The sequence below is a fragment of the Klebsiella sp. P1927 genome (genome assembly GCF_018204675.1).
GTDB classification, from domain to species: Bacteria; Pseudomonadota; Gammaproteobacteria; order Enterobacterales; family Enterobacteriaceae; genus Klebsiella; species Klebsiella pneumoniae.
On sequence record NZ_CP073378.1, the window covers coordinates 77,719 to 89,830 of the forward strand.

A 12,112-nucleotide genomic window follows, 5' to 3' on the forward strand; every position below is an offset into this window, starting at 1 on the left:
TGATAGGATAGGAATATTTGTGAGGGGGGTAAATATGTGGGTCACAAAAGATAATGAAATTATCTCAGATGCTGAACCGGATTCAGACGGTTTTATGGAAGTTCGCCGTCCATGCCCTGACTGTTTAGGTTCAGGTATAAACTGCCTCCAGTGTGCGGGTTCTGGCTCATTGCCGGCTGTTATGGAAAAAGTATATCCTGTGTACGAGTGGGCTTCTAAAAACTCTCTACAGATGCCATTTAAATCACCTGAACAAGCACTTATTAAAAGCTTTCTTAAAGTTATTTTAGAGGCACCCAATCAGGGTAAAAGTAATTTTTACTCAGCACTCATCCAAAAATTGGATAAAAGTTACTTTCCTACAAAGTTACAATTTCGATGTCTGAAACCTAATGGATATAGAAAAAGTTCAGCAGTCAGCCTTCAAGTACGGCCCTTTACTGCCAAAATCGGTACCAAACTGTATCTGGCTCTCACCGTAATTAAAATTCAGGTGCTCACCAGAAAATGTTCTTCTGAGAGTTTTTCATCTTTACTTTTGGAGACCTCTGACCACCGGCATTTTATTGCTTATGATACGCACCCATCAGGGTTTATTCTTGGTAATATAATTAATTGCAATGTCCAAGTTGTTAAACGACTCTGGGTTAATAATATGAGTATATTGCTGGTGAAAATGATTTCATCTTCTCTGATTAAGTGACAGTGGTTACCAAACACAAGTTATAAGTCTTTTAAAGAGGCAATACTTACTCGTTATGAATAGTCATAAGAATTACAAAGAGTTAGGGTTATTGCAGGATTTTTTTAGAAAAAACCATAAAGCTACCTTTAATTGTGATCAAAATAAAGTTGAGATCACCTCTAGTGATATCACTCCACTTCTTGTTAAAGGTAAAAGTAACTTTCAACAGGCTAAGTTTTGTTTATCCGGACCGGTGATGCATTTACGGTATCAACCTTTATGGTTTGCTATTTTGCTGGGACTGAACGCTAGACAACCAATCCATCAAGAACTTCAGTTCAATATTTCACTTGTTGAACTTATAGAAAAATCGGGACGTGTTTGTCAGGCACTCGGAATCAGGCAAGTCAACTATACACTTGCTGAAGTTTCTTACTTTTTGTTGCTACTCATAGAGTTCAGAATCGAGATACAAAAAAGTAATATCTGTCAGACCTGTTCGGTTTTTACAGAAATCAGTCACGATATAGATTTTCAGTCTATCAGCATGGCTAGTGTTACTATCAATCCTAGAGTGGTTGACAAACTTTGGGAACTGGCTAATTCGGCGTCAGTTTTTTTGACAACTCTCTTTTTTGCCAAGCGCCCGGAACTATACAGCCTACTGCAAAAGTTACTTTCAAAAACTGAAGAGGTTTCCCTTAGCGACATTGCTCCTGCAACGTTGCAACACGTACAGTTGTTATGCCGTCATGGCCTCGTCACTTACACTAAAAAGCATAAAATACTTGATATTCATAGTGTTAGTGTTTTAATTGAAGGTCTCCACCCATTGTAAACAACCAGTAAAAGTAACTTTCATAAAAAATTTACCAAACTGGCTTTTTTGACCACATAGCGAGAAACTTTTACAAAATAATACTGTACAGTCTAATTTCAGAAATGGTTCAGTCATAGGTAAGAAAATGAAACAAACAGCTGACTTTTTTATCTCTACAGAGCGGAACGGGAGGCTAGTCAAAAATTTGCGTGAATTTAGTGACGCAAATCCTGACATTTGCCACAAAGCGGTTAATGGCCAACCGTTTATGATCGACCCAAGGGCATTAGTGTTAGTTCCAAACTGGAACTGCCGTGAGATGGGTCTGGGAGAGGCATACTACAAATTACCAAAACCTGCCGAGCATATTCAGAATCTTAAAAAAGCATTTCTGAATGGGGCAGACATTGACCCTATAACTGTCGTTATTGTTGACGGTAAACCACTTGTTCGACAGGGGAACTGTCGTACAAGAGCTGCGCTTTTGGCTCAACAAGAATCAGGTCTCCCCATCCTAGTTAGATTGCGTGAGTTCCAGGGTGACGAGATAGAACAAGAATGGCATTCTCTGGATGGGGCGAAATCTCTCCCCCTTTGCCCCGTAGGTCGCGGCATTGCCTATAGCAGACTGGTAAATGATGCCGGGATGTCTGTTGAGCAGGTTGCACAACGGGAAAACATTTCTGAAATGGCAGTTCGCCAAATCATTTCTCTTGCAACCATCGATGACGAATTAAAGACGTTGATTAGTCAGGATGTGATTTCGTACACACTCTGTCTTGAATTAATTCGTGATCTTGGTGAAAAGGAAGCTCTTGATAAAATTCGGGCCGACCTAAACGCAAAGATAATGGTTATTAATAGTTCCACCGGGAGTGATACCCTTCCTCTGAATGTTGCCGAAATAATTAAGTCTCATGGTAGTCCTAAGGCTGTCAGGGTCACTAAATCTTCACTGGGAGTGCAACCAATTCCTCGTAAACTGGCACAAAATCTCGCAGCCAGTACTAAAGAGGTTTGCAACAGATTACGAGCCTCACTTCCCTCTTCGTTTGATCTCAATCAGATTGGACCCAACGAAAAAATAAATATTGAAGTTGACAGACATCTAATTGAACTTATATTTAATTCAGATGACTCTATTCGTGGCCATGAAGCTAAGCTCGAGCGTAAAACAACAAAGGGAAAACTTTCTAGTTCTGCCCCATCAGTAACATCAGAGGTAAACTCTAATGCGCTGCCAGCTAATGATCCTATGGAGGAGCCCGCTTCAGAAAGTCAGGAAAACGAATTTTCGCTATTGAATTTACATTCCGCAGTTTGAATTTAAACAACGAGATAATTTAAATGATAGAGGGTTGGGCTATGTCTGATAGTAAAATCAACGAGATGCAGGGAATTCCCCCTTTTCCAGAAAATGGAGAACCTATTGCAGTATTGGTTCCCCCGGTAGCAATGAATAATTTTCCGTTGGCTAATCCAGAAGAGGATTAACTACTCTTTGAACCTACTCGTCTTTAAAGTAAGGGGCTATTTTACAGCTCCTTATTTTATTGTAACTTAACCTTAAAATACCCCTCTATCGTTATAGACACTGAATAAAATCAATTCCGCTGTTTTTATTGAATGTTTTTGATTTCTATAGATTAACTCCTTGTTCTCCCTTTTTTGTATTTTTAAAATAGGGTATGTACAAGCCTTTTTCATTTGATTTAATTGTGTCATACATAACGAGATGGTGGGGCCTATCCATGACACATTCGAATGAAAGATGGTATTCAGTTGACGGTCAGTTAATTGATAATAAACTTGTTTTCAATATTAATGAATTCAACGGCACTGCTCGGTACGAAAAAAATTTTATCTGCTCATATTGTAAAGGCTCAGGTCGTCATCGTATCAGTTATGCAAATTCTTCAGGAAAATGTTCCGCGTGTAAAGGTACGGGCAAACAAGGTACCTTAATAAAAGAGTGTTTCACCCTTCAAATGCTTTTTAAAAAGAATTATCTAGCTGCTAAAAAGATTGTTTCTTCACGACACTGGCGTGAGAGTCAAGGAAAAAATTTATCAGCCCTTGAGAGACAAATCATGTCTTCAAGCAACAAAAACCCCTTCCTTAAAAGCCTTACGCTTACGATTCAAAGTGGTCGTCATCTTTCAACTAAGCAGATTGCTGTAGCAGAAAGTATCCTTTCCCAACTTAGCTGAACCTCCGAGTTAAAATGTCACTATCAAAAGATGGTGACATTTCTTTCTTTTGCTCTCTTATGTCGGAAACCCAAAAATATCACATGATACTATTCTCGTATAGACCTATGAGTGTCTTTGAAAAGTAACTTTCGTGGCTTCTCACATAAAAAGGTTTCCTATGCGCTTTTCACTATTCTTAAATCATTCTGCTTTAGCTTTGAGTCTCTCAATAGCCACGAGCATGTTTTCCAACGCCCAGGCCCGGGTATACGAGTACACCTTTACAGATATCAATGGGGCGCAAAAAAGTGTCCCTGAAAGTGCGCCCTATCTTAATCCACATGGGAATTTTAACGCTCTCCTCATTGGTGGCTTGGACCAACAAATCCGCTTAACCGTAACTCGCGATGCTGATAACAGTGCTGTTTACAGCACAACAACAAGTATCATCTCTGTTGATGACAGGATTTCTTCCGCTAATGGAAATATGTTTTACGGAAAGACTGTCACTATTCCACCTATCAGTGATGGTCGTTACACCATAAAATCTGAGATTTTAGACTCAAAATCGACCGTTGTTTCAACAACATCCCATCCTTTTATAATAGATACGGTTGGCCCTACGTCTGATAACTTCTCTGTACCATGGATTCCTGGGTACAACATGGTTGTAACGGGACCTCGCTGGGAACTTGGCCAAGGTCAAGAATCTGCCATAAATCTTGCAATTAAGAATATCAATGATCTATCTGGTTTTGATAAGGCTATTGTTCAAATAATAAAACCAGATGGATCAATACAATCCAGCTATACAATGGCCTACGACGATGGGTCAAGAGCTGCTACAGCCCCTATAACTAAAGGTGGTGGAGCGATAGCTAAAGCTACATGGATGCCAGTGTCGGATGCCGATGTAGAGTTTCGCTTTCGAGCATTCCTTTATGATAAAGCCGGAAATGTTACTCAAGTCCCCGACCAAAAATTTGTATTTGATTCTTCTGCAGGTGAATATGAGCTATTTGCAGTTGCAGACCCCAATTCTTCAACTAGTGTTGTTCCCGGCATTTCGTCTGGCTACATTAAATATTCAGCAGGGATGACTGTTAATACTAACCCTGTTACTCTTGTGTACAAGATTCCCAAACATAATTATAGGGCTTATAACAAAGCTGGTTTATCCTTCGGTTCTTTGCTTACTGAAGATAATAGTTATGTATATATAAAACAATCCACCCCAGTTGGTACATCATTTACTATTCATAATGGATACCAATACGGAGGAGGTAACGCTTCGTATAATGTTAAGTTAAGTTCAATCGCTCCGAAATCCCCATCAATAAAATCCTACTCAGCAAACTTTTCAACAATTGGCGATTTTTCTGCTGGCACAATGAAATTCACAAACATAGATTTGCCAGGTGAGTATCAAAGTATAACTGTGTTTGTAGACCCTAGGGATTATGTGCAGTCATTTTATAACCTTACACAAGGCTACGAAGTTTGTACTATTGAGCCCGGAGAAAGTTCTTGCACTGGTCCTTTTTCATACGCAATAAATAAGGGGAATGGCTACATAGCTCATTATTTTATAGTTCGCAATCAAGATAAGACACTTACATCAAATCAATTTGAGATTCGTAGCATCTGGAATACGGATTTAATACCTAAGATCACAGGGTATGATTACAAAGAAGAGAATAAATCTGTCCTTGTTTATGTCACACAACCCGGCAATGGCAATTGGCGTGATGTCTTGATGCTTTCTAAGCTAGAGATACTGGATACAATTTCTAATACGGTTCTTCTGACGGGCACAAAAGCCGCGATGTCTGGAGAGGACTATACTTATGCATTTGATTTATCGGCTATACCTGAAGGGAAGTATGATTTAACCTTCAGGGCCACTGATACTTTTAACAACAGTTCTCAGTTGCCGTTCAGATCTCTTATCATAGATAACTCCCCTCCTTCAATTTCATTTTCGTATGAAGGGAAACCACTGTTATCAGAAAGTACAGTCTATGGATTAGAAAACATCTCAGTAGCTGTATCTGATGCTTTAAGTAAGTCCAAGATCTCTCAAATGGTTCTTCAAGGAGGCCCTGCATCAGATGATGTAGAATTAGGATTTACCCATAACACAGATGGTTCATACACACCACTTTATCCTCGTTTGTTTCCTTCACTTGATGAAAAAACTGATAAATACACACTTGTAGTTAAAGCTATAGATGATGCAGGTAATGAGTCATCAAAATCTATCCGTTTTGCATATTATCCTAAGAATCTCATTGTTCTTGATAAACTTAATACCCTTGCGGTTAACAAACCTTTAAACCTTTCTTCAGGTGAACCTCTGGCTGTTCTTAAAGCAAGTCAGTTACGCCGTAATGATGGTTCCTTAGCAAAAGGCGTACAGACAGCTTTAATTACTGTTAGGGGTGACTCAGCATTCCCAATTAGTGTTATTGGAAACCTTGTTTCTCCAGGTGAAACGAAAGAAATTCAAATAGATTTAGGTTCTGTAGGAAATGACGTTGTTGTCCCTATATTCCCAGGAGTATCTGGCGTTGTCGGTGCCTCCGGTTTTATTGTTGAATTCCCTCAACTAAAATAATTATTAACCACGCCAAAAACCAGCTTCTGGCTGGTTTTTGTATTTTTTTAATAAAGATGGCTGATATGCCTAGCCCCCTCCCCTTTTCTTTTACATGACCTGAAAACCCATCTTCTTTTTTTTTCACATATCCTCCCCCTTCGATATTTACCAGTCATCCCCTGAGCTTCCGCAATTACCTGAAGTGATAATATGCTGAACACCCCCCCTCTTCCCGGTGATTTACTTGTGACTTAACTTACTCATGAAGACCTGTATGAATAAAATCATCCCGTTATTCGCAGCTACATCCCGGAAGCCTCTAAATTCTGATGATGCCCCACATATGCAGTACGATCCCTGTTCGCAGTCGTATATCTTAAGCCTCAGCGGATTCCTGATGCGCAGCAGCTGAAAACAACCCCCTTGTTCGCAGTCAGATACCTTAAGCCTCATCAGACTCCTGATGTGCAGCAGTTGAAAACAACCCCGTAGTTCGCAGTCGGATACCAGAGTCACAGCAGACTCATAATGTGCAGCTGGTGAAAACAACCCCGTAGTTCGCAGTCGGATACCAGAAGCCACAGCAGACACATAATGTGCAGCCGGTGAAAACAATCCCGTTGTTCGCAGTCAGATACCTCCAGCCTCATCAGCCCCCCGATGCGCAGCAAGTAAAACCCCATGTTCGCAGACGCATACCTGAAGCCACAGCAGACTCATGATGTGCAGGATGTGAAGACAACCCCGTTGTTCGCAGGCTGATACCTGAAGCCACACCAGACTCATAATGTGCAGCCGGTGAAAACAACCCCGTTGTTCGCAGTCGGTTACCAGAAGCCACAGCAGAATCATGATGTGCAGCTGGTGAAACAACCCCGTTGTTCGCAGTCGGATACCTCCAGCCTCATCAGACTCCCGATGCGTAGCAAGTTAACCCCCCTCAGCATGTCCGCAGTCGGACCCGAAGCCACCACAGACTCATGATGTGCAGCAGGTGAATACAACCCCGTTGTTCGCAGTCGGTTACCAGAAACCACAGCAGACTCATTATGTGCAGCCGGTGAAAACAATCCCGTTGTTCGCAGTCAGATACCTCCAGCCTCATCAGCCTCCCGATGCGCAGCAAGTTAAACCCCATGTTCCTTGTCGGATACCAGAAGCCACAGCAGACTCATTATGTGCAGCTGGTGAATACAACCCCGTTGTTCGCAGTCGGATACCAGAAGCCACTGCAGACTCATGATGTACAGCAGGTGATAACAATTCCCTGTTCGCAGTCAGATACCTCCATCCTCATCAGACCCTTGATGCGCAGCAAGTTAAACCCCCTCAGCTTGTCCTCATTTGGTTACCTGAAGTCTCTTCAGGCTACCGATGTGTAGCCAGTTAAACCCCTTGTTCGCAGACGCATACTTGAAGCCACAGCAGACTCATTATGTGCAGCTGGTGAATACAACCCCGTTGTTCGCAGTCGGATACCAGAAGCCACTGCAGACTCATGATGTACAGCAGGTGATAACAATTCCCTGTTCGCAGTCAGATACCTCCATCCTCATCAGACCCTTGATGCGCAGCAAGTTAAACCCCCTCAGCTTGTCCTCATTTGGTTACCTGAAGTCTCTTCAGGCTACCGATGTGTAGCCAGTTAAACCCCTTGTTCGCAGACGCATACCTGAAGCCACAGCAGACTCATAATGTGCAGCCGGTGAAACAACCCCGTTGTTCGCAGTCGGATACCTCCAGCCTCATTAGACTCCCGATGCATAGCAAGTAAACCCCCCTCAGCTTGTCCGCAGTCGGATACCCGAAGCCACCACAGACTCATGATGTGCAGCAGGTGAATACAACCCCGTTGTTCGCAGTCGGATACCAGAAGCCACAGCAGACTCATAATGTGCAGCCGGTGAAAACAACCCCGTTGTTCGCAGGCTGATACCTGAAGCCACAGCAGACTCATAGTGTGCAGCCGGTGAATACAAACCCGTTGTTCGCAGGCTGATACCTGAAGCCACAGCAGACTCATAGTGTGCAGCCGGTGAAAACAACCCCGTTGTTCGCAGTCGGTTACCAGAAGCCACAGCAGACTCATAGTGTGCAGCCGGTGAAAACAACCCCGTTGTTCGCAGTCGGTTACCAGAAGCCACAGCAGACTCATGATGTGCAGCCGGTGAATACAAACCCTTGTTCGCAGTCATTACGTGAAACCTCAACTGACTGATGAAGTTCAGCCAGTGAATAAAACCCCCGTTATTCGCAGACGCATACCTGAAGCCACAGCAGACTCATGATGCGTAGCGAGTTAAAACAACCCCCTTGTTCGCCGTCATTAAGTGAAGCCTCTACTGACTGATGAAGTTCAGCCAGTGAATACAACGCCGTTATTCGTAGTCGTTACGTGAAACCTCAGCGGATGAATGATGTGAAGCCGGTGAAAACAACCTCGTTGTTCGCACTATACTCATGTGAGCCTCTCGTAACTCATGAAGCCCCATAGATGATTTCAACTCCTTTTTATAAAATCGGCTATCTGAATCCTCAGACTATTCCAGATATCTTGCAGATAAAACCATCCCGCTGTCTGTTCGCAGTCGGCTATCTTAAGCCTTATCAGATTCTTGATGCTTGCAGTTGTAAAAAACCTTTTGTTCGTAATCGGATCCCAGGATTCTCTGGACACCCATGAAGTCCACAGATGAAATGCAACTCCGCTGTTCGCAGTCTGGTCATTCGTGCCCATGGAGACTCATGAAGCCCCACAGATGCAATCAAACTACGTTTCACAAAGTCGGTATCAGAATCCACAGAAGAATCCTAATGCCTTGTAGATGAAAACCCATTGTTCGTAGTCGGCAATTCTGGTCTGGAGCCCCAATAAGTTGAACAGCCATGTTTTCGACCTCGAAATTTGGGAAGGTATACATCGTTAAACCGGCCTCCAGTAGTTAGGTGAAAGAGAAGGGCAGAGCAGGGCAGGGCAGGGCAGGGCAGGGCAGGGCAGGGCAGGGCATGGTAAAGGGGTGGCATAGTCATTTGCGCCCATGGGTTCTAGCTAAATTTTAAAAATTGAGTATGGATGGCTGGGAAAAAGTCTCAGAATTCACCAAATCTGTGAATTTTGCCTAGTTAAATTAGATTTCTTTTAATATCAATGCCTTGAGAATTATTTGTACATTTCTCGCCCAAAAAATGACTGTGCACGAAATCTCATTTTGAGCGCATGATGTGATAAAAGTGCATTGTAATGCACTTTTACCTTGTAATACGCTCAATCCTCATGAATAATGTGAAGACTAACCTAAGGAGAGATCATGAGCATATTAGATGATATTCGTACTATCGGCCTAAAGATGAAAAATGAACAAGCAAGCCTCAAGGAAATAATCTTGGAGTCGAGTCGGGTTGATGTTTCGGATGAACAAGTCGATGGCTTAGATCGTCTTATCTATAACCATTGTTTAAATAAAAAAACTCTTTCGGACTTCTTTGGTAAATCAAGAAACACTTTTAGTAGAATTCTTGCTGAACTACATGAGAAAAAAGTGATCGGTGAACCTATCTTCCAGAATAAGAGTCACCTGTATACACGTTGGGATGTTCAAAAAATAATGGAAGCGATGGGCACTATTCAATATCGTGAAATGTATTTGCCCCGAGTTATTGTTACGGAAAACCATAAAGGTGGGACAGGTAAAAGTACAACAACAGCAACACTTGCTACCGCGGCCGCTTTGGATCTTAATCTGAATGCAAAAATCTGCGTAATTGATCTTGACCCCCAAGGCTCGTTAGGCAATAACCTTATCCACTCAACTAGTGAAGATAGTGTTTACCTAACCATAACCGATGTTCTGCTTAGTGAAATTGAAGATAATGACTTTACACAATATATAAAACAGGGATATACGGAAGCACAAATTATTGGTGCTATGGCATTTTCAACCCATCTCCCTAACATGGATGTTATAACTGCATTCCCGACAGATGATAGATTTACTGATAAATATTGGAGCCTCGATAAGGAGGCAAGACTCAAACTTCTGACACGTTTTCGTGATGTGGTTATACCTGTATTAAAGGAAAAATATGACCTTATATTTATAGATACTCCGCCACAAGATTCTCCAATTATTTGGTCAACAAACGAAGCAGCTGATGCAATACTTGTTCCCATTACACCACGAGAATATGATTTTGCATCAACCACAAACTATATGATTACGATTTCTGACCGACTTGAGCAGCTTCCATCTAAGGGAACAAATATTAAATGGATAAATGTTCTTGCAGTAAACGTAGATGATAGAAGTCAACATGAGATTCGTACTTTAAATAAACTAGTAAGAACTGTACGTGATCGGTTCATGACAACAAATATTAAACATTCAGAGGCTTTCGTTGCAGCGGCTGAAAAAGGTCGTACTGTACTCGATATTAAAAAATCAGAAGAACTTTGTTCTTCAAAACAATATGATATTGCTGAAATGTCGGTTCAGTCGGTGTATCAACAACTTATCAATGAAATTAAAAGCTTCTCAGTTAGGGAGGAGGGTAAATAATGAGTGATGTTGAACGCGGTACAAGCAAAGACAAATACTTAACCGGAAACAGCAAACGTACATTTGTCGATCAAAAAAGCGGACTTCCACCTTTACGTACTTCTCCTACACAGAAGCGACTATTTACTCTAGCAAATGGGCGTAAAGTTGAAGCTCGCTACGTTGTCGTCCCTGGCTCAGAAGTTGCTAATAAAACGCTCGTTCATGAACTAAACCCACGAAATCAAGAGGCAGTTGACGATCTCTCTACAAGAGAAATTCTTCCTTTAATTAAAGAGAATGGGGTTACAACTGAAGCTATTGCCGTCTACCGGGACGGCCAATTTTACCTAATTGAAGGAAGTAGGCGTCGTTTCTGCTGCATAAAATGTTCGGTTGATTTACCTTTATGGGCCTTCGATGTAGAGGTTAGCCGTGAAGATGTCGATTGTATTGTTAATGCTGCACAAACGGCAAAACGATTCTCGTATCGTGAAGTTGGAATTAAATACCTTGAAATCATGAAGAATAAGGGTTTTAAAACTAATGAGGAACTTGCTTCTTATCTTAATATTGGTATTGAATCGATAAGAAAGAGAATTCAGGCTGCAAAAATCAGTAAAGAACTTATTAGAATATTCCCAGATAGTGAGGGGATACCTAATACTTATTATAGTAAATTGGCTAGAATTGAAAAAACCGCTAATGCTAATAACATTCCTCTGACAGAGCTAACATCTGAAGTAGGGGCGGATGACAATAAAATTACTAACATTAATGATATTGAGGAAGTTCAGAAGTCAATTTTAGATGGTTTACATTCAGTTCTTAGTATTCTTTGTAATGATGTAAATAAACCGCAAAAATGGACAGTGACTGATATTGCTGCTTTTGATAATAAGGATACTTACGCTAGGGTAAAAAGAAGCGCCGATGGCCAGAAAGTAAGCTTTGAATTTAAGCGTATTGGTCAATCAACAATAAATGAGATTGAACGCTTAATTAAAGTTAGTATTAGCAAAGCAAAATAATTATTTTATTTTTAGTCATGATTCTTTAACAGGGATCATGACTTTCTCATTTATGCAACTCACATGTACGACTTTGACACTGGAGGTTCTAACAGCTTTCTGTTCCACTCTTGGCAGAGAAGAATCCCTTTGCTCAAGTCCATCTCTTGGTGCTCCGGCAGCTTTCAGAAGCATCGTTGACTAAAACAACCCCATTGTTCGCAGTCGGATACCTGAAGCCACCGCAGACTCATGATGTACTGCAGGTGAA

Annotated in this window: 9 protein-coding genes; 8 read left to right on the forward strand and 1 reads right to left on the reverse strand. The window is 41.5% G+C overall.

Annotation, left to right across the window (positions count from 1 at the left end):
* The first annotated feature begins 34 nt into the window (after window positions 1–34).
* The 6 genes from KB892_RS27640 (at window position 35) to KB892_RS27660 (ending at window position 6,314) form a co-directional block, all read left to right on the forward strand.
* Window positions 35–703: a hypothetical protein gene (locus KB892_RS27640; RefSeq protein ID WP_014386506.1), complete on the forward strand. Its 669-nt coding sequence runs from the start codon at window positions 35–37 to the stop codon at window positions 701–703.
* Between the two features lie 55 nt (window positions 704–758).
* Window positions 759–1,523, forward strand: a complete 765-nt coding sequence (locus KB892_RS27645) for a hypothetical protein (protein ID WP_070083074.1) — start codon at window positions 759–761, stop codon at window positions 1,521–1,523.
* A 127-nt stretch (window positions 1,524–1,650) separates the two neighbouring features.
* Entirely contained in the window at window positions 1,651–2,829 is a 1,179-nt protein-coding gene (locus KB892_RS27650) for a hypothetical protein (protein ID WP_004196657.1), read from the forward strand.
* 41 nt (window positions 2,830–2,870) lie between these two features.
* On the forward strand, window positions 2,871–2,999 hold the full coding sequence (locus tag KB892_RS31460) for a hypothetical protein (protein WP_004196653.1): 129 nt from the start codon (window positions 2,871–2,873) through the stop codon (window positions 2,997–2,999).
* A 257-nt stretch (window positions 3,000–3,256) separates the two neighbouring features.
* A complete protein-coding gene (locus KB892_RS27655) occupies window positions 3,257–3,715 on the forward strand; it encodes a hypothetical protein (protein WP_072072313.1) in 459 nt (152 codons plus the stop codon).
* 160 nt (window positions 3,716–3,875) lie between these two features.
* Complete coding sequence (locus tag KB892_RS27660; protein ID WP_070083073.1) at window positions 3,876–6,314, forward strand: Ig-like domain-containing protein; 2,439 nt, start codon at window positions 3,876–3,878, stop codon at window positions 6,312–6,314.
* Here the strand turns inward: KB892_RS27660 and KB892_RS27665 are convergent.
* Window positions 6,286–6,441, reverse strand: coding sequence for a hypothetical protein (locus KB892_RS27665; RefSeq protein ID WP_153908803.1), 156 nt, complete (start codon window positions 6,439–6,441; stop codon window positions 6,286–6,288). The two genes, KB892_RS27660 and KB892_RS27665, sit on opposite strands and share 29 nt — an antisense overlap.
* Window positions 6,442–9,604: 3,163 nt before the next feature.
* On the opposite strand from KB892_RS27665, the gene KB892_RS27670 reads away from it, so the two are divergent.
* Complete coding sequence (locus tag KB892_RS27670; RefSeq protein WP_004181813.1) at window positions 9,605–10,852, forward strand: ParA family protein; 1,248 nt, start codon at window positions 9,605–9,607, stop codon at window positions 10,850–10,852.
* The gene (locus KB892_RS27675) at window positions 10,852–11,862 is read left to right on the forward strand and encodes a ParB family protein (protein WP_004181814.1); all 1,011 of its coding nucleotides are present in this window, start codon (window positions 10,852–10,854) and stop codon (window positions 11,860–11,862) included. Before KB892_RS27670 ends, KB892_RS27675 begins: the two co-directional genes overlap by 1 nt.
* The last annotated feature ends 250 nt before the right edge of the window (window positions 11,863–12,112 follow it).

Excerpts from the sequence above, each read along its gene's own strand:
- KB892_RS27640 (WP_014386506.1), top strand. The coding sequence starts at position 35 with ATGTGGGTCACAAAAGATAATGAAATTATCTCAGATGCTGAACCGGAT.
- KB892_RS27645 (WP_070083074.1), top strand. The coding sequence starts at position 759 with ATGAATAGTCATAAGAATTACAAAGAGTTAGGGTTATTGCAGGATTTT.
- KB892_RS27650 (WP_004196657.1), top strand. The coding sequence starts at position 1,651 with ATGAAACAAACAGCTGACTTTTTTATCTCTACAGAGCGGAACGGGAGG.
- KB892_RS31460 (WP_004196653.1), top strand. The coding sequence starts at position 2,871 with ATGTCTGATAGTAAAATCAACGAGATGCAGGGAATTCCCCCTTTTCCA.
- KB892_RS27655 (WP_072072313.1), top strand. The coding sequence starts at position 3,257 with ATGACACATTCGAATGAAAGATGGTATTCAGTTGACGGTCAGTTAATT.
- KB892_RS27660 (WP_070083073.1), top strand. The coding sequence starts at position 3,876 with ATGCGCTTTTCACTATTCTTAAATCATTCTGCTTTAGCTTTGAGTCTC.
- KB892_RS27670 (WP_004181813.1), top strand. The coding sequence starts at position 9,605 with ATGAGCATATTAGATGATATTCGTACTATCGGCCTAAAGATGAAAAAT.
- KB892_RS27675 (WP_004181814.1), top strand. The coding sequence starts at position 10,852 with ATGAGTGATGTTGAACGCGGTACAAGCAAAGACAAATACTTAACCGGA.